We start from the raw sequence: 24962 nt of genomic DNA, 5'->3' as shown, positions 1-24962 counted from the left end.
TCTCAAAGGAACTGGAGTACTTTTATTTTTTGTTTAATATTTTTAATAATGAGCGCTCTATGTTATAGTTTTGGTAGTTTAGTTTGGAAGGTGTTATTTTATGCAGTATTTTAAGGGGTATAAGTTTAAATCTGTGCTTGCCGTTTTAGCAAAAACAGTTGAAGCAGTATTTGAATTAATGATGCCATTATTGATGGCAACACTTATCGATGTGGGAATCGTAAATAAAGATATGAATACCGTTTATCGTATGGTTATTTGGATGTTTGTCCTTACCATCTTGGGGTATTTTTCATCACTTGTTTGTCAGTACTATGCTTCAGAAGTATCACAAAAAGTAGGGTCACGGATTCGACTTAAGTTATTTAAGAAAATTAATACATTTTCGTTAGCAGAATATGACCAATATTCATCAGCTGTATTAACAAACCGTATTACTACAGATGTGAATCTGATTCAAGAAATGATTGCTCGTGTTATTCGTCTTGGTGTGCGTGCACCGATATTGATGGTGGGGAGTATTTTTGCACTTGCCCAAATAAGTCCGCAACTGGCGATGTATTTGCTTTATTCATTTCCTGTTTTTGTAGTTATCGTTGTTGCGTTTATGTGGCTATCAATGCGTGGACATAAAAAAGCTCAGTCAGTTCTTGATACATTAGTAAAACGTGTTAAAGAACAAATGAGCGGAGTTCGTATTATTCGTGCTTTCTCTAAAAATGAATTTGAAAATGAAAAGTTTGCGGAAACAAACCAACAGTTAGCCCGTAAACAACGAAATGTAGGTTGGATTACAACATTATCCACACCATTTACATCACTAATAATGAACTTTGTACTCTTAATTCTCGTTTACTTTGGAGCGATTCAGATAGATCATGGGAGCATGACGCAAGGACAAATTATTGCGGTTATTAACTACTGTACACAGCTTGTCTTAACGTTGATTGTTTCGATGAACCTTGTCATGGTATTTTCCCGTGGCTATACTTCGAGCCTTCGTGTTAAAGAAATCATGAATGTGGAACCAACAATAAAAAATGAAGGAACGCTTCAAGTTACTAAAGGTGCAATGGATGTGGTATTTGATAACGTATCTTTTTCCTATCCTGGAGAAAAACGAAAAGTTGTGAAGGATATTAACCTTCATATCAAACCCGGGACTACATTGGGAATCATTGGTCTCACAGGTAGTGGGAAATCAACGCTGGTTAAGTTGTTACCACGTTTTTATGACACGACTGAAGGTCGAATCCTCATTAATCAAGAAGATATTAGAAACTATGAGCTCAACGATTTAAGAAATCATATTGGATATGTCTCTCAAACTGCTCAATTCTTGTCACAAAGCATTGAAAATAATATAACAATGAAAAAGGGAGGCAATCCCGAACAGTCATTGCAGCAAGCTCAAGGAAATGAAATTATTGAGAAAGGTCTTAACTCAAAAATTGAAGTGGGCGGAACTAACTTATCGGGTGGACAACGACAACGATTGAATATCGCACGTGAATTGAATAAAAATCCGCAACTTTTAATCTTTGATGATAGCTTCTCTGCATTGGATTTCCTCACAGATCGTCGTCTTCGTGAAGATTTAAATGCAAACTATAAAGATACAACCAAAGTCTTCATCTCACAGAGAACAACGAGTATTATGCATGCTGATGAAATCATTGTTTTAGAAGATGGAAAAATCAGTGCTCAGGGAACTCACGAATGGTTACTTGAGAACAGCCGACTTTACCATGAAATACATACGATTCAAACACAGGAGGATGATCATGGAACTCACTAAAAAAGATAAATTTTCACTTGTGCTTTGTATCATTGCATCCTTTATTTCAAGTCTAACATTAGTTATGACTCCTTTTTACTTAGGAAAAGCGATTGATTTAATGGTTGGACAAGGCAACGTTGATATGGAAGGGGTTTTCTACTATCTCAGTATGACTGCTGTATTTTACTTGATTAACTTTGTTGCAGGCTGGGTGTCCATGTTAATTGCGAATAATATCTCAATTAATTTTGTGAAAGAGCTTCGAATCAAACTTCAAAATCATATTAGCCGTCTACCAATATCATACTTAGATACTCACTCACATGGGAACCTACAATCATTATTCGCAATGGATGGAGAATTAATATTAGATGGTCTTTATCAATTCCTTACACAACTTTTAAATGGTATCTTTGTAGTTTTAATTGCATCGTACTTTATGTTTACGATTAATGTGGGAATGACTTTTATCGTCTTTGCGCTTGTTCCGTTGGTGTTCTTGACATCGCATATTGTTTCAAAGAAATCATTACGTCTCTTTAAAAAACAACAAGACCTCGCAGGGCAATTGAGTGGTAAGAGCTCAGAGTTTATCGATAACCATGTCCTCGTTATGACTTCAAACTATCAAGAAGAGTCTATTAAGGAATTTGTGGAAATTAATGAGAAACTGAGTGATATTGGTGTTCGCGCGCAATTCTTATCGGCAATGACCAATCCAACGACCCGTGTTGTAAATAACTTGTCTTACTTACTATTAGGTCTAACTGGTGCACTTTCAGCGATGAACTATGGATTGAGTATTGGGATGCTCACAAGTTTTATCAGTTACTCAATGATGTTTTCAAAACCATTCAATGAATTTTCCGCAATTGTTGCGCAAATTCAAGCCGGTCGCGCTGGATATCAACGGTTCCAAGAAGTCTTGGAAGAACCCCTGGAGGTTGACAGTGAAAAACATGTTGAACTCAAAGGTGATGTGGTAACTTTTGATGATGTCGCATTCTCATACAATAAAAATAATCCATTAATTGAAAATCTCAATTTGCAAATTGAACCATTAAGTAAAGTAGCGATTGTTGGGCCAACCGGTGCAGGAAAATCAACACTTATTAATCTACTGATGCGTTTCTACGATGTGAATAAAGGAACTATCGCTATTGATGGTGTGGACACGCATTCCATTGCACGTTCCGATACTCGAAATCTTATGGGGATTGTTCTTCAAGATCCATGGCTTTTTGAAGGAACCATACTTGATAATATTAAATATGGAAAACCGGATGCAAGTTTAGAGGAAGTTAAAGAAGCGACACGTCAAGCAGGATGTTATGACTATATCATGTCTTTGGATCATCAATTTGATACTCAAGTCAGTTTGGGATCGCAAAATATATCATTAGGACAAAAACAAATGATTACAATTGCACGAGCATTAATTGTGGATGCACCGATTATTATCTTAGATGAAGCAACAAGTAGTATTGATGTCGTAACTGAGAAACGAATTCAATCAATTTTTACGCAAATTATGAAGTCACATACAAGTTTCTTTGTAGCCCACCGTTTATCAACAGTCATTGATTCGGATGTCATCTTGGTCATGAAAGAAGGGCATCTGATTGAGCAGGGAACGCACCATGAATTAATGTCTTTAAAAGGCTTTTATCACGACTTATACATGAGTCAATTCTAATGTGAAGTTATGTGAGTCTGTGTGTTTGACACAAAAATGTGATATTCTAAAATACAGTCATGATTATTCGTGATGACCATGTTATAATTATGAAGACTAGGGAGGTAAATATGCAAAATACCTTAATAACATTTCAATCGATTATATCCGGATTAAGATTCTTTTTAGACTTCTTAATAATCTGGGTTTTAGTCTATTATGTATTAAAAATCGTACGAAATAATTCCCGTACTGTACAAATATTTAAAGGAATTATCGTTGTTGTATTCATGTGGTTCTTATCACAAAAACTTGGGTTTACAACACTCAAACAAATCTTGGATTATGTTATGGCATACGGACTTATTGTTGTCGTTATCATATTCCAACCAGAAATTCGATCAATGTTGGAACGCTTAGGTAAAACCTCAGTCTTTTCAGCACTTCATTCCTTGTCAGGAAATGAAAAAGAAGAGCTTATTGATTCTTTAGTAGAAGCAACCATGGTTCTTTCAGATCGTAAGACAGGAGCTCTTATTACTTTGGAGCAAGGTCATTCTCTTGCAGATTATATTAAGACAGGTAATCCTATTAATTCATCTGTATCCGCAGAATTACTAACTTCAATTTTTGTGACTTCAACACCACTTCATGATGGTGCGGTGATTATTCAAGGAGATCGTATCGCTTGTGCATCTGCGTATTTCCCACCAACCAATCAAGAACTTCCTGTACGCTATGGTGCGCGTCACCGTGCAGCGATCGGAATCTCAGAAATTACAGATTCTATTACGATTGTTGTTTCCGAAGAAACAGGTACTGTTTCAATTGCGGAAGCTGGTAAACTCAAAGAGATGGATGAGAAGAGTCTTCGTGAGTATCTCAACTTATTAATCCAAAATTCAGAAACAGAAGTAAGTCACAGTGTTGGTTTAAAGAGAAGCCGTCGCTTCAATTTAGCTAAAATCAATGTAGACCCAATTAAGATTGAAAAACTTGATACACCAGATGTCTTATTAGAAACTGATGAAGATGAAAATGAAAAGAAGGACTTCTCTAAACTCATCAACATCTTTAAGAAACAACCTAAAAAAGCATCAGATAAAAAAGACAAAGAAAACGAAAAAGAAGATGAAGAAGCTTCAAAAGAAACAGTAAATTCTGAAGAAGTTATTGTTGAAGATAAAGCACCAATCGTTGATGAAGTACAAAATGACGACAAGGTGAACGTTGAGGAAACTACTCCAATAGATGATGAGCATCAAGTTGATGATCAAGCATCAGAAGTTGAAGGAGGTGAGCGCGATGAATCTGAAGAAAAATAAGAAAAAAGCAGAAACACCTGAAGAGAAACTTGAGCTTGCTCAAGTTATTGCTGAAAAATCAGAGAAAATAACCAAACGAACTGAAGCTGTTGGTGAATCCTTTATGAAACTAATTCGTTGGTTAAGTGCTGGTTTTGATCGTGTACTCTTTAATCCTAAACACAGTAAACTCGTAGCCTTTGGGATTGCATTGTTGTTATATTTCGCATTTAACTCAACAGGAGTCACGTCAACACGTGCTCCACAACACTCTATAACCATTGATTCAGTTCCAGTAGTATTAAACTACAACTCGGAAATGTATGAAGTAACAGGCTATGAGAAAGCAGTAACTGTATTTGTAAATGGTGACTTTAGTGAAGTGAACGCTATTAACCAACAAAGTACTGACCTTAAGGTTGAACTTGACCTTAGTGGACTTACTGAAGGTGAACACCGTGTTCAATATAAAGTTTCTGGATTGTCAGGACGTGTTCGTACTGTAATTGAGCCAGCATCGGCTTCAATTAAGATTAAAACAAAAGAAGCTTCAAACATGGCTCTAGGCTATGACTTTATTAATCAAGATAAGCTTGGGGCTCAATATGTAGTAGGAGAACCTACTTATGTCCCTCATCGTAGTGAAGTATCTATTAAGGGATCAAAAGAAACACTCGAGAAAGTTGCTTTAGTTAAAGCGTTAATTGATGTATCAGGACGTACAGAAACCTTTACGACTGATGCAATGATTGTTGCCTACGATCAACAAGGAGAGCGTATTGATACTGTTGATATTATTCCAAACAAGGTAACTGTAGAAGTGCCAATTTCTTCACCAAATAAACGGGTTCCAATTGTTCCTGTATTCGAAGGTGAAATTCCAAATGGAAAAGCTATTTCTAGTTTCGAAATGGATAACGAGGCCATTACAATATATGCAGAGCAATCGGTTCTGGATAGCATTGATGACATTAAGATACCAATCTCCGCCGCAACATTAACGGAAGATGTGAAGATGGTACATACAATTAGCCTTCCAACGAAAGTTCGAAACGCTAACGTAACAAAAGTTAACCTGGACATTAAATTAGGTGATGCTGAAACGCGTACCTTTAATGACATTCCAATTAACTATGCTTACAACAATAATAACTTGAAAGCAGAATTAGTGGATGTATCGAAGGCAACCACAACCCTAACCGTTACAGGGACAAAAGAAAAACTCGATGAATTTGATGTAAATAAGGTTTACGTGTATGTAAATATGCGTGATCTTGAACCGGATAAAACTTATAATGAGAAACTCTACATTCGAAGTGAGGACGGTACTGGAGCTAATTTCGCATACTATAGAATGAAGCTCAGTGATGAAACATTTGAATTTAAAACAAGTAGGTAGGAGTATATAGGATTATGACTAAATATTTTGGAACAGATGGAATTCGTGGAAAAGCTAATGAAGGTTTAACCGTTGAGTTGGCACTCAAGGTAGGACAATATCTTGGATACACGCACCGTGGCAAAAAAATTGTTGTTGGGCAAGACACACGTCTTTCCTCAACGATGTTTGCTTCAGCTATTGCAGCTGGAGCAACATCATATGGTGCTGATGTCTACTTACTCGGAGTATGTGCAACACCTGCACTTGCATACACTGTAAATAATCACGGATTTGAAGGTGGCGTCATGATTTCCGCAAGTCATAATCCATATCACGATAATGGATTAAAATGCTTTGCATCCAACGGTATGAAAATATCAAGTCAATTTGAAGATGAAATTGAATCATATATTGATGGTGATATTAGCATTGAACCCGCACATGAAAATGAAATCGGTCGTGTGATTGATTTTGCATCAGGCGTTGATGCATACCTAGAACACATTGAAAGCTTGATTGATGTTCGCTTCGATAATTTAAAAATTGTCTTAGATTGTGCAAATGGTTCGGCAGTTTCGTCTGCAGAAAATGCATTTAAAACACTGGGTGCTAACGTTATCGTGATGAATAATGAACCCGATGGTATTAATATAAATACTAATTGTGGCTCAACGCATCCAGAAAGTTTAATGGATCGTGTCGTGTCTGAAAAAGCAGATATGGGATTCGCTTTTGATGGTGATGCTGACCGTTGTCTAGCGGTGGATCATAAGGGAAACCTTGTTGATGGGGATGGAATTCTTTACATTCTTGGTCGATACCTAAAAGAAAAAGAAATGTTGAAAGATGATACGATTGTTTCGACAGTCATGGCGAACATTGGTTTCAAAAAGGTCTGTGAAAAATATGGACTTAATGTAATTACAACACAAGTTGGAGACCGCTATGTTTACCAAGAAATGTTCGCAAACGATTATAAACTTGGTGGGGAACAATCAGGCCACATTATCTTGAAAGACTATGCAACAACTGGAGATGGTGTTCTTACAGCGCTTGTTCTTTCAGAAGTTGCTGTTAAGCATAATCAAAGCTTATTTGAACTTAACGAAGAATTCGTGCAATACCCACAACTCCTTGAAAACCTACGAGTTAAAGACAAAAAAGTTATTTTAGAAGATGCTACTGTAGCAAAAGAAATTGAGCGTATTGAAAATGAATTGGGAGATGAAGGACGAATCTTAGTAAGACCTTCAGGTACTGAACCGTTAATTCGTGTCATGGTAGAAGCAAAAACTCAAGAAATTTGTGATCGCCATGTTTCTGATATGATTGAAATAATAAAAAATATTGGGTAGGTGATAAATATGAAGTATGTCATTAATATTGTTGAAGACGAAAGAGACTTAAATGAACTTGTAAAGAGTTATCTTGAAAATGCGGGTTATGAAGTTCGTTCATACTTTACATATGATGAAGCAAATGCGCATGTTTATGATGATGATGTACATTTATGGATCTTAGATATAATGCTAGATGATAAAAGTGGTTTTGATTTGATTGAACGAATTAAATCTCATGCACAATCAACACCAGTAATCTTTATGTCAGCACGTGATAAAGAATTTGATCGTATTATTGGACTCGAAAAGGGAAGTGATGACTACATCACGAAACCTTTCTCCCCAAAAGAATTGGTATTGCGCGTAAATAACATTATTAAGCGTGCGTATAACCAAGATATACAAACTGAAGTTGATGGCTATATCATCGATGAGAAGCAACGTAAGGCTTCAAAAGATGGCTATGAACTTGAGCTTACTACAAAAGAATTTGATCTTTTAATGATGTTCGTAAAAAACCGTGGTGTCGCATTTACACGAGAACAAATCCTTGTAAAAGTTTGGGAAACTAACTATTTCGGATCTGACCGTGTAGTAGATGATACATTAAGACGTCTTCGTAAGAAGATGCCAGGACTTAATATTCAAACAATCTATGGATTTGGATATCGTCTCGGATAATGAAAAAGCTACGCACCTTCATTAAAAAATTATCCTTAACACAACAATTGATTACAATTGTTGTTTTTACCTTTACGTTCTTCTTATTGTTTTTCTTCGGGACCCTTACGTTAAATATTGATAGCTTTGTTGATAAACAAATGTATGCTCTAATTCATCCAGCTCAACAAAACGTTATCTATAACTATATTAGAGATATGAATGATGGTGACCTTTATGGGGCTAATGATCCAAATATTATTCATATCATCATGACAGAAGATGGCCGCATTATTTCAAATAATATCAATGCTGTAAGTAAAGACCTACAAGAACAGATTGAAATCCAAATGGAAGCCGTAGAGCTTACTAAACCGGTAGATGGTAAGTATAAAGATAAGAGTCTTTATACAATTACCAATATTCCAAGTAAGAAGGCAACCATTGCGACTTTAATTTCCAAGAACTATCAGAACCAGTTTAAAACAATGCTTCTAAATTCAGTTATTAATATGATGATAATCATGATTGGTGTCGTGTTTATTTTACTCTTAGCGTGGGTTAGCTACATTATTCATCCACTCAATCAAATTCGTGATTATATAGAAAAAATTAAGAGAAATGAAGATGCGACACTTTATGTAAACAGAGGCGATGAAATTGGTGAACTGGCGAACGTTCTTGTGGAGATGAATGAAGAAATTCGCCACCAAGAAAAAGTTAAAGAGGAAATGATTCAGAATATCTCTCATGACTTAAAGACACCAATTGCAACGATCAAATCATACGGAGAAAGTATCAAAGATGGTGTTTATCCATATGGTACTTTGGAAGAGTCTGTAGATGTAATTATTGAGCATGCCGATCGTCTTGAGAAAAAAGTCTTTAATCTTCTAATGCTTAATCGCATGGATTATATTACGAAAGAAAATGTTGAAATGCATGAGCTTGAGCTACGAGATATTACGGAACAAGTAATTGTTTCTACGCGTCAAATTAGACCAGAAATTGATATTCGTGTTGAGGGTGAAGAAAGTACATTCCAAGGTGATGATGAGCCGTGGCGTGTTGTTATTGAAAATTTATTAGAAAATGCATTACGTTATGCTAAGACAGAAATTGTTATTGAGGTAAATAATGATTATCTATCAGTCTATAACGATGGCTCTAACATTAAGCCAGAGCGAATTGAACAACTCTTCAAAGCCTATGAAAAAGGTGAAGGAGGTCAATTTGGACTTGGCCTTTCAATCGTTAATAAAGTTGTAACAAACTACGGATATAAAGTGTCTGTTGAGAATTATGATGAAGGCGTTAAATTTAAAATAGAAAAGTGAGGTAACCTATGAAAGATGATCAACGAATTGCCGTTTTGATTGATGCTGAGAATGTTCCGTATGCAAATATTAGTGGTATTTTACGAGAAATAACACGATACGGAACACCAACAGTGAAACGAATTTATGGTGATTGGACAAAACAAACAGCTTCTGGATGGAAGAGTCATTTACTTGAACATGCGATTATACCAATCCAACAATATTCGTATACATCAGGGAAGAATTCATCAGACTCTGCAATGATTATAGACGCGATGGATTTATTATATGAAGGTAATGTCGATAGTTTCTGTATTGTCTCCAGTGACAGTGATTTTACGCGTCTGGCAGTACGCCTTCGTGAAGCGGGTAAGTATGTAATGGGAATCGGTGAAGAAAAGACACCAACTCCTTTTATCGCTTCGTGTGATAAATTTGTTTATATTGAAAACATCGATAAAATTGAGAAAAATGTTCAAGCATCTGATGAAAAGTTAAATAATAAAATGAAACAACAACTCTCATCACTCATATCTGCATCCATTGTAGACTTGGCTGATGAAAATGGCTATGTGTTTATGGGTGACTTGGGTAACTCAATTATCCGAAAACATCCTGATTTCGATCCGCGTACTTACGGCTTTCATCAACTGACTCCGCTTATTAAAGCATTGGGTAGTTTTGATATCGAAGAACGAAAGATTCCAAATACTAACGTTAAACATGTGTATATTCGAAACAAATAGTTTATAATGTTGTAGGAAAGAGGATATATATGTTAAAAAAATTAGTATTAGCGAGTCAATCACCACGACGTAGAGAGCTTCTGACATATCTCGGATTGCCATTTAGCGTTGTGTCTCCAACATCAGAAGAAGTTATGGATTTAGATCTTCCAATTGATGCTCGTATCGAAAAACTGGCATATGATAAAGCAATGTCGGTTGACCTTCAAGATAATACAATCGTAATCGGGGCAGATACGGTAGTCGTTATTGACGGTCAAGTATTAGGAAAACCTGAGTCTGAAGAAGATGCAATCAGCACACTTAAGAAATTATCAGGAAGAACTCACCAAGTTATTACAGGAGTATCAATGCGTTCTGTACGTGAACATGTAACATTTTCCGTGAAGACGGATGTTAAGTTCTATGAGCTGAGTGATGAAGCTATCGAAGCTTATGTCGCAACACGCGAACCACTTGATAAAGCTGGTAGCTATGGAATTCAAGGTAGAGGGGCTTTACTTGTGGAATCCATTGTTGGTGATTATTATACAGTAATTGGATTACCAATTTCCCGTGTTAACTATGAATTAGAACACCGTAATTGGTAAGAGACTATAAATATAAAAGCAAACCACTTCATAATTATGAGGTGGTTTTTATGTCAGTGTTCAATCTTCAAACAAGGAAAGTCATTTGTGCTATAATAGTTGGATATGAAAGAGGTGTTAATGTGGATTATTCAGTAAGAGCAATCTCATTTGATGAGTTCAAACCAATCTATGATGAAAGAATGATGGTAGACTTTCCAGACAATGAGCGACGCTCTGTTCGAAGCATTCGCAGAATGTTCCGACATTCAAAATATGAAGTTTATGTTTTAGAAAAAGAAAACCATGTCTATGGTTATGCATGTCTCATCAAAGATGAGGGAGAGAATATTGCGCTTTTAGACTATTACGCGATAGATAAGGCACATCGTAGTGAAGGATTAGGAAGTGTTTTTCTTCAGTTACTGAAACAAACCTTATCGTACCAAGGGTTATTGATAGAGAGTGAGCGTCCTAATGATACAGAAATTTCCGAGGAAATTCATATTAGGGAACGTCGTATTGATTTCTACCTAAGGAATGATGCGAAAATGACACACTATTATTGGGATGCATTTGGCGTGGGTTATCACTTATTGTGGTTACCTATTGATGAAGACAATGATCGTAGAGAATATGTAGCCAAAATTCCAGAATTCTATCGTTCAGCGATGCCAGGTTATTACGTAAGAAAACATACAAGTTTAATTGAAAATAATGAATCAAAATAATTTATGAATGATATATAATGGATACAAGGGGTGATTGGATGCAAACTGGACTTTATTGTACAATGCTCGTAATATATGCACTCTATATATATTCAATGTCGAGTGATTACGAGAATTTATTAGAAACACGTAAGTACGCACATAAATTAAAATACGCACTTATTTTAGTGAACATACTCGCTTGGTATTTAAGCATCAAGTATATGGGACCAATATCACGTGTGGGAGCAACCTATCTCATAATACTAATTAACTGCATTATTATATATCGTTCATCTTGGATATATTACTTGTATATATCGAGTTTATACTTCACGATGATGTATGCATTTAGAGGTTTCTTTGCTGGGTTATATGCTGTCATTAATGATGTCACGATCATTGGAACATTAACCCGTAGTTCCCACTACTATCTCTTTAATATTATGGGAATTCTCGTAGCATTCCTATTTATTAGAGTTCTCAGAAGAACTTTTGGAAATCGCAATAACATGACAATTCTGTTTAAAAATAAACATCAAATGAAATACTTAGTAGTCTATCAAGTTTTGATTATAAGTTATCTCATGTTTATTAATGATGGCCGAAGTCTCGAAATTACTTTTAAGTGGTTCTCATACTTGTATCTATTCACGAGCGCAGTTTCAATCGCACTCCTCTATTTGAGTCTGAAGAATGTGATTCAAATGAGTGCTCAAGCAGAAAATGAGCGTGTCTCAACACAGATTATGAGCGGATTACAAACTAAATTAGAGTTCTATCGTTCCTATGAGGAAAAGAATGAAGCACTTAAGAAGTTTAAACATGATTATATAAAAATGATTCGAACTGTAAGACATTTGCTTGATACTCAAGAATATGAAAGACTTGAGAAGTATCTAGAAGATATGGGTGGTGCGTTACATTTATCCTCACCAGAGATTGTGCAATACTCCAACAATACTTTATTAGAAGCTATCTTACATGATAATGCCGAACGTGCGCAATCATTTGATATTGATTTCAATGCACTCGTTTCAATACCGGATAACTTTGCATTGTCAGATATGGATATTGTCCGGATTTTTGCTAATCTTATTGATAATGCAATCCGTGCATGTAGTATGTATGATGGTGAAAGAATTCTAAGAATTACGGGTCGTAAAGTTGATTCATGGTTCAGAATTGAAGTTACGAATACCTATGATGGTAAAGTGGCATATAATGAATCTCGACTGAAAACAACTAAAAAAGAATCCGAACACGGATACGGTATCGTCATAGTTGAGGAAGTAGTGGAATCGCTTGGCGGTATGATGAATATAAATCCCCATTTCCAGGAGAATAAATTTCAAACTGCTATCATGATTCCAATTGTGAAACCTAATAAAAAACTCTCAGGAACTGAGAGTTAGAATTGTGTTTCATCAGGATTGAGTGCTTCACTAGCTTGTCCTGCAAACGAAGAAATTAAAGCCATGTCCTCATCATTGAGATCAAAATCAAATACTTGGAAATTCTCAAAGATTCGGCTTTCGGTTACTGATTTTGGAAGTGGCAATATATTGTTTTGTAAACACCATCTTAGTACAATCTGAGCGGGTGTTTTTTCATAACGCAGTGCAATATCATTAAGCTCTGCAATTTCAAATATTTTACCAGTTCCTAATGGGCTATAAGCTTCAGTTAGGATACCATGTTCGTTATTAAAGTTTACAACATCCAATTGCATATCACTAGGGTTATAGAAAATCTGATTTACCATAGGTTTGATGCGTGCTGTTTTAAAAAGAGCTTCTAAATGATGTTGTCTAAAGTTAGAAACACCAATTGCCCGAATGATACCTTTGTCATATGCGTCTTCAATTGCTCGCCATGCTTCCGCATTAGCACCTTCCCAATTTTCTCGGATAGCTACTGGATTTGGCCAATGTATCAAATATAAATCTATATATGTTGTTTGTAATTTATTTAGGGATTCCTGAATTGCTTCATAAACTTCTTCATAAGTACGTTTGTCATTCCACAGTTTCGTAGTGATGAAGAGTTCTGAGCGATCAATACCGCTCTTTCTTACAGCATCACCAACGCTTTCTTCATTGCCATAAATTGCAGCAGTATCAAGATGACGATAACCTACCTCAAGTGCAGTAGCAACCGATGTTTCAGCAACCTCACCGCTTGGTGTTTGCCAGGTACCAAATCCTACCTTAGGGATTGTAACGCCATTTGATAATGTATAGTATTCTTGCATAGTATACCTCCTAGAGTAAGTATACCAAAAACTCAAAAAGCATACCTTATAATTGAATTATGAATATCAAATAAACTCGTAAAAAATCAGGGCAATTGGTTATTCACACAATAACGAGACAAAGTCTCAAATATGGTTGATTTTAGTAAGGAAATTTCGTATTATATATTCATGCCGCCATAGTTCAATGGTAAAATAGAGCAATGGTAATGCTCAGTTCCGAGTTCGATTCTCGGTGGCGGCACCATAGATAAAACATATGTCCATTATACGAATTGTATAGTGGGCTTTTTCTATGTTTAGCTGAATTACTTGCCCTGCTTTAATTACACGTGATACTAGATTAATTAATATAATTTTTATCTAAATACTAGTAGTAAACTAAAAAATAATGATGAATACTTTTATTACACATAATAAATGAGATCTAGTACTTTTTACTTAATTTTATCTGTGTGAGAAGTTAAGTCTTATTGATTCAAAAACAAAAAAATATAAAAATATATTGCAATCGGTTACATAGTTGTGTATTATGTGTGTGAGAACGTTTACATATTTTTTTAAGGAGATGTGGAAACGATTACACATTAGGAGGTAATACATGCTTAAAAATTTAAATCCGATTTTGTCTCCCGACTTAATCAAGGTTTTAATGGAAATGGGCCACGGGGATGAAATTGTCATTGCTGATGGAAACTATCCCAGTGCGTCAAATGCAAAAAATCTGATAAGACTTGATGGACTAGGGTGTGTAAGTGTATTAGAAGGAATTCTATCAGTTCTTCCACTCGATAAGAGTTCGAAGTATTCAGTGAGTTATATGAATGTAGCTGAAGGTGACAAAATCCCTGAAATATGGACTGATTACAAAAATGTTTTTCAAAACTCACAAGAAGAAAATACTAACATTGAGTATTTAGAACGATTTGAGTTCTATGAAAGAGGCAAAAATGCCTACGCAATCATAGCGACGAGTGAAACAGCACTCTTTGCAAATATTATCTTAAAAAAAGGTGTTGTTGAGGTGTAGATATGCTATTAAAAATGGATAAAATTAATAAGAGTTTTGCTGGAGTCCAAGTATTAAAGGATGTTGATTTTAATCTCAGAAATGGTGAAGTTCATGCTCTCATGGGAGAAAATGGCGCTGGGAAATCTACATTAATGAAAATACTAAATGGTATCTATGCGAAAGATGAAGGTGCAGTGTATGTAAATGATGAACTAGTTAATTTCAATAATACTGCTGATGCTCAAGAAAAAGGAATTACGATTGTTCATCAGGAACTTAATATGATGAAAGATTTAACTGTTGCTCAAAACATTTTTCTCGGAAAAGAAATTTACAAACGTGGAAAGTTCATCGATGATAGAGCAATGGTTAAAGAAAGTAAGAAGCTATTTGAAAAACTTCATGTTGATATTGATCCCTCTCAAAGAGTTGGAAAGTTAAGTATTGGTGAACAGCAAATGGTTGAAATTGCTAAGGCAATTGCTGTCGAAGCAAAAATTATTGTATTTGATGAACCAACTGCTGCTTTATCTTTGAAAGAAATAGATGCTCTCTTCCAAATTATTAAGCATCTAACTGATGAAGGTATTGGTGTTATATACATTTCCCATCGAATGGATGAGATAGAAAAAATTACTGATCGAATTACGGTTCTTAGAGACGGTACGTATATTGGGACTGTGGATACAAAGGAAACATCGCAGGATGATCTAATAAAGATGATGGTGGGACGAACTTTATCTAACGAACGTAGACCAGAAAGCACGAGTATTAAAGATGAGATTGTATTAAAGGTTGAAGGTCTCACTAATAAATACGTAAGTAATATCAACTTTGAACTTCGTAAAGGAGAAATTCTAGGATTTTCTGGGCTCATGGGTTCGGGACGAACAGAGGTTGCAAGGGCCATATTTGGTGCTGATTCAATTGATACTGGAAAGATAATCATTAATGGTAATGAGGTTAAGATTAAAAACACGACTGATGCGTTAAAATACGGAATTGGATATATATCTGAAGATAGACGCAGAAACGGTGTTCATATTCATGAGAGTATCTCAAAAAACATTTCTATTAATAATCTAGATAAATTTGAAAAAACATTGGGAGTATTAGATGATAAAGCAATTTCTACACAGGCAGAAGTATATAGAGATATGCTAAATATTAAACTTCATGATGTAGAACAAGAAGTTATTAATTTATCTGGTGGGAACCAACAAAAAGTAGTTATTGCTAAATGGTTGGCGAAAGATAGTGAGATCATCATCTTTGATGAACCAACAAGGGGAATCGATGTTGGAGCAAAAGTTGAGATATATGATCTTATGGATCGATTGGTGTTGGAAGGAAAATCGATAATTATGATATCTTCCGAAATGGAAGAAGTACTTCGTATGAGTGATCGTATCTTGGTGATGTGTGAGGGTAGCTTAGTTCACGAACTATCAATCGATGAAGCAACGCAAGAGGAAATCATGAGATACGCGGTTCCAAGAGAAGGAGTAAAAGATGAAAGACACAAAGAAAATTAAAAAAATTCTATCGAGTCAACAATTTATTGCAGGTATATCACTTGTTGTACTCTATATATATTTTTCCATATCGAGTCCTGCATTTAGATCAACAAGTACAATAACAAGTATATTCGACGCTGCATATTATATTGGTTTTCTTGCAATTGGAGTAACCTTCGTAATTGCTACTGGAGGAATTGATTTATCATTGGGAACTGGCATGATTACATCAGCAATCATTGGTGGGTTACTTTATCAGAATTATGGAATGCCTGTCTGGGTTTCAATGATTGTGACATTATTAGTTGGAATTTTGCTCGGAGCACTGAACGGATTTTTAGTGGCTAAACTTAAAATAGCACCATTTATTGCAACTTTAGGAACTCAAATGCTAATGTTAGGTCTTGGCTCGATTGTATCAAAAGTACAAACAGTAAATTTCCCACTAAGATCATCACCTGATGGATACTATAAGAGTTTATTTAGAACTAACAATAACTTTCCAACAGGAATATTTATCTTCTTGGGACTAGCGTTAATTTTCTATATAATCTTAAATAAAACAAAAACAGGTCGTTACATTTTATCCATAGGTAGTAACGAGGACGCAACTAGATTGTCTGGAATTGATGTCGTTAAGTGGAAATGGAGAGCCTACATAATCAGTGGATTCTTTATTGGATTAGCGGGAATTGCGTATGCATCCACCTATACTTCGATTACACCAGGTCTTGGAACCGGAATTGAAACTAACGCCATTGCAGCAGCAATTATTGGTGGAACATCAATGACGGGGGAATTGCTAGTTTGTTAGGTACTGTTATTGGGGTATTCATAATGGGTGTTCTTCAAACAGGATTACCATTCATTGGACTACAACCCCATTATCAAATATTTATTACAGGAATAGTAATTATTGTTGCAGTGTATATTGATGTCTTCAAACGAAGAAACGATACACATTAAATAGTCTTAAATGAAGTGTAAAAAACACGAGGAGGAAATTATGAAACATATATTTAAGAAAACAGCAATTGTATCAATGGCTTTGGTTATGCTAGTTGGATGTGGTCAGAAAGAAGCTGCTGGTGAGAAAAAAGATGGGGAAATAGAAGTCATCGCCAAAGGATTTACTCAACAATATTGGACAGCTGTAAAAAACGGTTCAGAGGATGCGGCAAAGGAACTTGGAGTCACAATTAATTTTACTGGACCCGCAAATGAAACTGCTATTCAAGAGCAAGTGCAAATGTTAAGTAATGCTGTTAATAAGAAGCCAATGGCTATTGCATTAGCATCCTTAGATACAGAATCACAAATTGATCTACTAAATCAATCCAAAACTGCAGGTATTCCAATCGTCGGATTTGACTCGGGTGTTCCAAATGCACCAGAAGGATCAGTTTTTGCAACAGCAGCAACTAACAACAAAGATGCTGCAGCAATTGCAGCGGATGCTTTATTCGAATCGTTAGAAGAAAAATTAAAAACAGCGAAAGTTGGATCTCCAGTTCGTGTAGCTGTTTTATCACAAGAAGTTAACTCACAATCTATTAGTGACCGAACTGAAGGATTTATTACTCGTTTCGAAGAACATGCTAAAAAACTTGATAATATCGGAGATAAAGTTGCTATTGTCGGTAATGATAAATTTAACAGAGGTAGTGAAAGCTCAGCTGCTTTAATATTACAGGTTCAAGTTCCAGCAGATGCTACAGATTCGAAAGTTCAATCTGCAGCACTAGCATTGCTAAATATGTCAGACTTAGTAGCGGTATTCACATCAAATGAAACAGCATCAAAAGGACTATTAAATGCTAATGAATCATTAGGAAACGTACTCGGCGCAGATAAAATATTAGCTGCTGGGTTTGACTCAGGTAAGATGCAAAAAGAAGCAGTTAAGAATAATACATTTATTGGAAGTGTCACTCAAGATCCAATAAAAATTGGATATACGGCTGTTACTCTTGCATATAAAGTAGCACAGGGAGAAAAAGTTGAAGATGTTGATGTTCCGGCAGCTTGGTATAATTCTCAAAATATTGATTCAAGTGAAATAGCGCCATTACTATACGACTAGAAGAAAACACAATGGCTCAATAGATTATGGTAAAATAAAGTATATTGGAGGGCGTCAAATGAAAAATCCTACGATTAAAGATATCGCTCAAAAACTTGGTATTTCTGTGGCTACGGTCTCACGTGTATTAAATAATTCAGGTTACGCAAGTAATGAAGTTCGAGAACAAGTATTAGAATGTGCTAAAGAATTAAATTACACACCAAATATTGCAGCCAAAAGCTTGAAAGTAAATAAAACAAATACTATTGGAGTGATAATACCTGACATATCTAACTCATATTTTATGTCAGCTGCAAAAGGAATCGAGGATGCTCTAGAATCAGATGACCTAACTCTTATTATTGCTAGTACGAATGAGAATGAGTCAAAAGAACAACGGGTATTAAAAACACTTATGCAACATCGTGTTGACTGTTTGGTATTGGCAACATCGGGATTAGATAAACTAAGAATCGAAAAATTGTTACCTAAAACAGTTCCTGTTGTCCTCTTTGATAGAGTTATCGAGGATGACGACAGTTATAATTATGTTGTGGAAGATAACTATCAAGGTGCCTATGAATTAATGGAAGATGTTCTAAAAAGAGGACACACAGATATTGGCTTTGTAGTTGGATCTCTACGCGTAAGTACAGGTAAAGAGCGATTACGAGGAGTTAACGAGTGTCTGAGAGCACATGACATTGAAGTTCCAGAATTTAATTATTTCTACGGAAATTATACATTAGAAGATGGACGTCGTGCAGCAGATTACTTTTTACATATGGAAACAATTCCTACAGCGATTGTTTCATTTAATAATACGATGACTCAAGGAATGATTAATCGTTTTGCAGAAAATGGAAGTAATAAAGGAAGTAAAATTCTAATCGCTTCTTACGGAGCTCTCGATTTTGAAAACTTACTCGATGATCAATATTTCTTTAGTCATAAACAATATCCTTACAACATGGGTAAGGAAGTTGGAAAAATAATTAATGATATTCTAAAAGATAATAAAATTGAAAAACAAGTAACATATAAACATGGAGATGGAGTTGAATAAAGAATGAATATATTGGTTGTTGGCAGTTTTATGATGGACCAAGTTGTTACGACATCTCTTGTACCACAAAAAGGTGAAACAGTGATTGGCGAAAGCTTTACTATTAATCCAGGTGGAAAAGGGGCTAACCAAGCAGTAACAGCGAAACGGTTAGGAGCCAACGTTAAGATGGTAGGTCAATTGGGTGATGATCCTAACGGAGAAATATTTGTAAGAGTTCTAGATGAGGAAGGTATTGATATACAAGACATCTTAATAGATACGAAGCAAAGTACTGGAGTAGGTTTCATCACTAAAGAAACATCAGGAGATAACAGAATAATTGTAATTCCGGGTGCAAACATGACTTACAAATATTCGGATTTTGAAAAAATAATTGATAAATTAGATGAAATTTCGATTGCTATTTTGCAATTAGAAATGGACTTTGAAGTTACTTACAAAATAATTAGTAAACTTCAAAACTTACAAATTCCTATTATTTTGAATCCTGCACCTGCACAAATCTTATCGGATAAATGGCTATCAAAAATAAATTACTTAACACCTAATGAAACAGAATTAGGAATATTAACAAACTCTGTAATAGAAACATTAGAGGATGTTGAAAAAGCAGTTAACCAACTTTTGAATAAAGGTGTGGATAACGTCATAGTTACACTTGGTGACAAAGGAGCTTATTTCGCTAATCAGTTCGAAACAGGGTATGTTGAAGCAAATAAGGTTGAAGTTGTAGATACTGTGGCTGCAGGAGATTCATTTAATGGTGCTCTAGCGGTTGCAATATTAGAAGGAAAATCTATGAGAGATTCAGTGATGTTTGCAAATAGAGTTGGATCCATGACAGTTACAAAAGTTGGAGCCATTTCAAGTTTACCTTATCGAAAGGACTTAGATTCATGAGTGTACTAAATTCATATTTTGATATTCAAAAACAAGAAGTAATGAACTATTATGATGAAATTGATAATAGGATACTTGAAGAGGTAGCCTATATTATTAAACAACAAGAAAGTAAAGGTTGTAGAGTTCATACAACAGGAATTGGTAAACCAGGTCATTTAGCGAGTTATGTAGCATCTCTTTTCTCATCAATTGGAACACCTACATACTTTTTGGATGGTACAGAAGCAATTCACGGAAGCAGTGGTCAGGTAAAAGAGGGTGATGTTGTGATTGCAATGTCAAATAGTGGTCAGACAGAAGAACTCAAAAAAACTTTGATGACTTTAAGAAATAATGGAGCGATTCTTGTCACGGTAACAGGAAATGCTGATTCATGGATGGCAGAAAACTCTGATTACCATATTTTTGCAGGCGTTACTGAAGAAGGTGACAATTTAAACAAACCACCACGATCTTCTATTCTTGTTGAAACTATTGCTATGCAAGCACTAAGTGTTATCCTACAAGATTTAAATAATTTGACTCCGGAAGTATATGTTAAGTGGCATCCTGGAGGAAGTCTTGGAAAAAGTATTCTGGACAAAAAGAAGTAATCTCCCAAATATAGCAACGTTTAAGACTTATAAAGACTTCACCAATCATGGTGAGGTCTTTTTCATATAAGTGGAAATTATCGGTACTCATATTAACTGTGTTATAATTTTCATTAGAGGTAAATTATGAAAATTGCAGTATTAAGTGACATACATTCAAATCTGAGTGCATTGCAACAAGGACTTACTTATTTAAATGATAAAGGAATTGATGAGTACATTTTCTTGGGTGATTATATTACAGATGGATATCAAGACAATGAAGTGATTGAAGTCGTAAGAAATGTATCAACTCATGCAATATCTGGGAATAGGGATAGAATTGAAAGCACAAACTTTCCCAATCCGTTGCCGATTAACCTCATGCCACAAGCGTGGACATTGAAGCATCTTAGCAAAAATAGTTCTGAATACTTACAAACACTGCCTACACATAAGTTGTTAGAATATGAAGGGGTTCGTTTTTTATTTATTCATGGCGATAACCCTCAAATCAGAAAACCTATAGAGGATACTTTTGATGAATTGATCGAAATGGAAAACTTTGATGTGTGTATTATGGGCCATATTCACAGGCATTTTGATCAAAGTTATAAAGGAAGACGATTCATTAATGCATCGTCATTAGGACTTCCTGCTGATGGACCCGATTATAAGTTATTGATTATTAATATTAATAAAGCAGTCGATGTAGAAGTGGTTTCACTTCCTATTATGAATACCTTTGATTTACAATGCAGAGAGTATCAAAATTCGAGTTACTTCGAAAATCATAAAGAATGGGGGACACTTGTGTTGGATTCCATCGCTTATGGAATTAGTGCACAAGACACATTCTTTAAAATAGTTAAAAAACTTCTTGAAGATAATAGAGATGCATGTATTGATGAAGTATGGTATGAAGCTTTTAATATTTATATAAATACTAACCCTAGCACCTATAGTCGCTTAGAGAGTGGTTTTAAGGAATAGGTAAAAGATGTTTTACACCAAATTTAGTATGACGTAAAGAACTTTTAGATTGATTGAGCAGTGAATCTCTTTTAAATTGGAATTAGGAGGAACGGTAAATGGACTTTGGAACAAGACTTAAGGAAGCACGAACCAATATAGGACTTAGACAAGAAGATGTCTCTGAAGCGATTGGAGTATCCCGTCAAACGGTTTCTAATTGGGAAAATAATCGGAGCCTTCCTGATTTAAGAAGTATTGTTGAGATAAGTGATGTTTATCAAATCTCCCTCGATGACTTATTAAAAGGAGACCAGAAAGTTATGGAAAAATTAATTAAAGATTCAGATGTCAAAGCTATGGGGAATAGAGTCAATCTACTTACAATTCTTGTATTAACTGTATCTACGTTATCAATGTTATTTATTGACAATGGATCATTATCAGGGTCGAAAATGACCGTGATATTCGTATTGTCTTTGTTACTAAGAATTGGATTGGTGGCGTTGTTATTCTATGCAATTATTAAATATATAAAAATGAGTAATATACAACAGATTCAATCAGGTTCTGTAGATCAACCGAATTATAATGTTAAGAAGGTTATCATTATCTTGATTGGAATAAGTGTTATTGGATTCGTAGCGGGTTTAGTTGCGGGTCTGTTGTAAGAATGAAAACCGATAATTACTAACGGTTCCTGATATATTGGATGGTTTAATTAAGCATATACACTAAAGGATTGATTTCTGTATTACTCAGGAGTCAATCCTTTTTATTTAGATATTGTTGAGAATAAATTCTTATATATTTCGTGGTAATATTTATTTATTACATTGAAGAAAACGCTGTGATAAAGCGTTTGACCTAAATAGTTGTGAAATATTTAACCTATTTAACATAATCAATAAAAAGATGTGAAAGTTCGGACAATTTCTCAAAGATATCACAATTATATACACACAAAATACCTAAAAAGTCTTTTCTTGGTTGTATAGTAAATACGCGGAACCAATGTTGGTTCACGAATTCAAAAGGAGAGAAAAGACATATGGAAATTATGAAGACAGTCTTAACTGATCCGAAATTCTTGGGAGCTGTGTTCTCAACAATTTCAATCATCCTGTTAGGATACTACTTAAGAAAATCGGGAAAGGTTACAGATACAGCAGCAAAATCATTAACTGCTGTGTTGATGAACGTTGCACTACCTGCATTAGCATTCCAAGCATTTATGACAGATATTAAACCAGAAACATTTACGACAGGTTTAAACTCATTTATCTTTGGTTTTGTTGCTTATATTATTTTAATTCTAATCACATTTGCATATCGTGGTAAGTATAAAGGGGACAAACTAGACGTTATGCGAGGACTAACAATCTTTGGTTCTACAACATTCTTTGGATTACCAATTATTGAAGCGTTCTTAGGTTCTGAAGGAACATTATATGCAAACTTATTTAATATTGCATACCGTGTATTCCTATATTCATATGGATATATCATGTTCTCAGGATTGAAATTTGAAAAGAAAAATCTAAAACAAATTATCTTAAATCCAATTATTATTGCTACATTCTTAGGATTCTTTATTTGGATGTTCCAAGCAAGTCTTCCACAAGTTAGTGTTGCAGTTAAAGAAGGAACTAAATCTTATGCATTCCTAAGACTTGATCAAACAGCACCATGGTTCATGAAAGCAGTTGGATACCTTGCATCATTATCATCACCACTTGCATGGTTAGCAATCGGTATGACACTTGCTAAGATCTCATTGAAAGATGCTGTTAAAGATATGGATGTTTGGGTTTACTCAATTGGTAAATTACTCATTATGCCTGCAGTCATGTTAATTCTTATGATTCTATTCCGTAATATTGGATTCTTACCACTTAACTACGTAGCCATTACTGGTATCATTATTATGCTTGCTACACCACCTGCAACTGTTGCAGTAGGTTATGCAATTAACTTTGATAAAGAAGCAGTATTCTCTTCAAACGCTTCGTTAGTATCTACAGTATTATCAATTGTCGCAATTATTATCTGGCTTGTTGTACTTGCAGCTTTAAATAGCGCTGGTATTATATTATAAAATAAAGGAGATTAATTATGAGATTATTATGTTACGGTGTTCGTGAAGTTGAAAGACCATTTTTTGAAAAATATAATGAAAAATTTGGTTTTGATCTTGTGTTAACTGAAAAGATGTTGAATGATGAAACAGTTCATCTTGCTGAAGGATGCGAAGCAGTGATGCTTCGTGGTAACTGTCCAGGTTCACGTCAAAACTTAGAAATATATAAAAACTATGGCGTAAAATATGTATTAACACGTACAGTTGGATACAACCATGTTGATTTAGAAGCAGCAAAAGATCTTGGACTTAAAGTTGCTTATGTACCTTTTTATTCACCAAATGCTATTGCTGAACTTGCTCTTACATTAGCAATGTCACTTGCAAGACATACACAATATACTACTAATAAAGCTAAAGACGGAGATTTCAAAATTGACAACTTCATGTTCTCAAAAGAAATCCGCAAATCCACTGTTGGAATTATTGGTTTAGGTAAAATTGGATTTACTGCTGCAACACTCTTTAATGGTGTTGGTGCTAATGTCATTGGATATGATGTTGTTGAAAAAGATTACTTAGGTGATGTATGTAAACAAGTTGACTTGGATACTTTACTTAAAGAATCTGATATTATCTCAATGCATATGCCATATTTCAAAGGTTCAAATGATGAGTTCATCAATAAAGAAATCATCAGTAAAATGAAAGATGGTGTTATCTTAATTAACACATCACGTGGAGAACTCCAAAATGTTGATGACATTCTAGATGCAGTAGAAAGCGGTAAAATTCAAGCATTTGGTACTGATGTTCTAGCTAATGAAACGAAGTACTTCAATAAGGTGACAGCACCTCAGGACTTTGATGCATTAATGACACGTATCAGTGGTTTATATCCACGTGTACTTGTGACACCTCACGTGGGATCATATACAGATGAAGCGGTAGCGAATATGGTCGAATTCTCGTATGAAAACCTTCAAGAATTTATTGAAACAGGTTCATCAAAAAATCAACTAGCATAAATAAAT

Annotated in this window: 24 protein-coding genes and 1 tRNA gene; 24 read left to right on the top strand and 1 reads right to left on the bottom strand. The window is 35.0% G+C overall.

From position 1 onward, the window contains the following. Positions 1-100: 100 nt before the first annotated feature. The 11 genes from H9L01_RS01680 (at position 101) to H9L01_RS01630 (ending at position 12899) form a co-directional block, all read left to right on the top strand. Positions 101-1798 (top strand): ABC transporter ATP-binding protein, encoded by a 1698-nt coding sequence (locus tag H9L01_RS01680; protein ID WP_187534217.1) that lies wholly within the window; start codon positions 101-103, stop codon positions 1796-1798. Then, positions 1785-3476, top strand: coding sequence for an ABC transporter ATP-binding protein (locus tag H9L01_RS01675; RefSeq protein WP_187534216.1), 1692 nt, complete (start codon positions 1785-1787; stop codon positions 3474-3476). The genes H9L01_RS01680 and H9L01_RS01675 overlap by 14 nt, the downstream gene beginning before the upstream one ends. Before the next feature lie 110 nt (positions 3477-3586). Further along, entirely contained in the window at positions 3587-4780 is a 1194-nt protein-coding gene (gene cdaA, locus H9L01_RS01670; RefSeq protein ID WP_187534215.1) for a diadenylate cyclase CdaA, read from the top strand. Beyond that, positions 4761-6158, top strand: a complete 1398-nt coding sequence (locus tag H9L01_RS01665; protein WP_187534214.1) for a CdaR family protein — start codon at positions 4761-4763, stop codon at positions 6156-6158. Before cdaA ends, H9L01_RS01665 begins: the two co-directional genes overlap by 20 nt. A gap of 14 nt (positions 6159-6172) precedes the next feature. After that, a complete protein-coding gene (gene glmM / locus H9L01_RS01660) occupies positions 6173-7495 on the top strand; it encodes a phosphoglucosamine mutase (RefSeq protein ID WP_187534213.1) in 1323 nt (440 codons plus the stop codon). Positions 7496-7504: 9 nt separating this feature from the next. Further along, positions 7505-8161: a response regulator transcription factor gene (locus tag H9L01_RS01655; protein ID WP_187534212.1), complete on the top strand. Its 657-nt coding sequence runs from the start codon at positions 7505-7507 to the stop codon at positions 8159-8161. Then, a complete protein-coding gene (locus tag H9L01_RS01650; RefSeq protein ID WP_246449122.1) occupies positions 8161-9477 on the top strand; it encodes a HAMP domain-containing sensor histidine kinase in 1317 nt (438 codons plus the stop codon). The genes H9L01_RS01655 and H9L01_RS01650 overlap by 1 nt, the downstream gene beginning before the upstream one ends. A gap of 8 nt (positions 9478-9485) precedes the next feature. Further along, positions 9486-10205: an NYN domain-containing protein gene (locus H9L01_RS01645; protein WP_187534211.1), complete on the top strand. Its 720-nt coding sequence runs from the start codon at positions 9486-9488 to the stop codon at positions 10203-10205. Between the two features lie 29 nt (positions 10206-10234). Continuing rightward, positions 10235-10795: a Maf family protein gene (locus H9L01_RS01640; RefSeq protein ID WP_187534210.1), complete on the top strand. Its 561-nt coding sequence runs from the start codon at positions 10235-10237 to the stop codon at positions 10793-10795. 50 nt (positions 10796-10845) lie between these two features. Next, entirely contained in the window at positions 10846-11505 is a 660-nt protein-coding gene (locus H9L01_RS01635) for a GNAT family N-acetyltransferase (protein WP_187534209.1), read from the top strand. 38 nt (positions 11506-11543) lie between these two features. After that, positions 11544-12899, top strand: a complete 1356-nt coding sequence (locus H9L01_RS01630) for a sensor histidine kinase (protein WP_187534208.1) — start codon at positions 11544-11546, stop codon at positions 12897-12899. On the opposite strand, the gene H9L01_RS01625 is transcribed toward H9L01_RS01630, so the two are convergent. Then, a complete protein-coding gene (locus tag H9L01_RS01625) occupies positions 12896-13738 on the bottom strand; it encodes an aldo/keto reductase (protein ID WP_187534207.1) in 843 nt (280 codons plus the stop codon). The two genes, H9L01_RS01630 and H9L01_RS01625, sit on opposite strands and share 4 nt — an antisense overlap. Positions 13739-13911: 173 nt before the next feature. Here H9L01_RS01625 and H9L01_RS01620 point away from each other — a divergent pair. The 13 genes from H9L01_RS01620 (at position 13912) to H9L01_RS01565 (ending at position 24956) form a co-directional block, all read left to right on the top strand. Next, positions 13912-13985: transfer RNA gene (locus tag H9L01_RS01620), tRNA-Thr, on the top strand. Between the two features lie 354 nt (positions 13986-14339). After that, positions 14340-14768, top strand: coding sequence for an RbsD/FucU family protein (locus tag H9L01_RS01615; protein ID WP_187534206.1), 429 nt, complete (start codon positions 14340-14342; stop codon positions 14766-14768). 2 nt (positions 14769-14770) lie between these two features. Beyond that, positions 14771-16285 (top strand): sugar ABC transporter ATP-binding protein, encoded by a 1515-nt coding sequence (locus H9L01_RS01610; protein WP_223151039.1) that lies wholly within the window; start codon positions 14771-14773, stop codon positions 16283-16285. Then, positions 16263-17081: an ABC transporter permease gene (locus H9L01_RS01605; protein WP_223151038.1), complete on the top strand. Its 819-nt coding sequence runs from the start codon at positions 16263-16265 to the stop codon at positions 17079-17081. The genes H9L01_RS01610 and H9L01_RS01605 overlap by 23 nt, the downstream gene beginning before the upstream one ends. A 23-nt stretch (positions 17082-17104) precedes the next feature. Then, entirely contained in the window at positions 17105-17233 is a 129-nt protein-coding gene (locus H9L01_RS10830) for a hypothetical protein (protein WP_281381192.1), read from the top strand. A gap of 40 nt (positions 17234-17273) precedes the next feature. Further along, on the top strand, positions 17274-18350 hold the full coding sequence (locus H9L01_RS01600) for a substrate-binding domain-containing protein (RefSeq protein ID WP_187534205.1): 1077 nt from the start codon (positions 17274-17276) through the stop codon (positions 18348-18350). Between the two features lie 58 nt (positions 18351-18408). Next, positions 18409-19398, top strand: coding sequence for a LacI family DNA-binding transcriptional regulator (locus H9L01_RS01595; RefSeq protein ID WP_187534204.1), 990 nt, complete (start codon positions 18409-18411; stop codon positions 19396-19398). Positions 19399-19401: 3 nt separating this feature from the next. Then, positions 19402-20301: a ribokinase gene (gene rbsK, locus H9L01_RS01590; RefSeq protein ID WP_187534203.1), complete on the top strand. Its 900-nt coding sequence runs from the start codon at positions 19402-19404 to the stop codon at positions 20299-20301. Further along, positions 20298-20897 carry an SIS domain-containing protein gene (locus H9L01_RS01585; RefSeq protein ID WP_187534202.1) on the top strand — a complete coding sequence of 200 codons (600 nt, stop codon included), beginning with the start codon at positions 20298-20300 and terminating at the stop codon, positions 20895-20897. Before rbsK ends, H9L01_RS01585 begins: the two co-directional genes overlap by 4 nt. A 126-nt stretch (positions 20898-21023) precedes the next feature. After that, positions 21024-21869, top strand: coding sequence for a metallophosphoesterase family protein (locus H9L01_RS01580; protein ID WP_187534201.1), 846 nt, complete (start codon positions 21024-21026; stop codon positions 21867-21869). Between the two features lie 98 nt (positions 21870-21967). Further along, positions 21968-22519 carry a helix-turn-helix domain-containing protein gene (locus H9L01_RS01575; RefSeq protein WP_187534200.1) on the top strand — a complete coding sequence of 184 codons (552 nt, stop codon included), beginning with the start codon at positions 21968-21970 and terminating at the stop codon, positions 22517-22519. Positions 22520-22899: 380 nt separating this feature from the next. Continuing rightward, entirely contained in the window at positions 22900-23946 is a 1047-nt protein-coding gene (locus tag H9L01_RS01570; RefSeq protein WP_187534199.1) for an AEC family transporter, read from the top strand. 17 nt (positions 23947-23963) lie between these two features. Further along, entirely contained in the window at positions 23964-24956 is a 993-nt protein-coding gene (locus H9L01_RS01565) for a 2-hydroxyacid dehydrogenase (RefSeq protein ID WP_187534198.1), read from the top strand. Positions 24957-24962 lie beyond the last annotated feature (6 nt).

The organism is Erysipelothrix inopinata, assembly GCF_014396165.1.
GTDB classification, from domain to species: Bacteria; Bacillota_I; Bacilli_A; order Erysipelotrichales; family Erysipelotrichaceae; genus Erysipelothrix; species Erysipelothrix inopinata.
The sequence above is the reverse complement of the archived record's forward strand: the minus strand, read 5'-3'. Positions and strand labels throughout refer to the sequence as shown.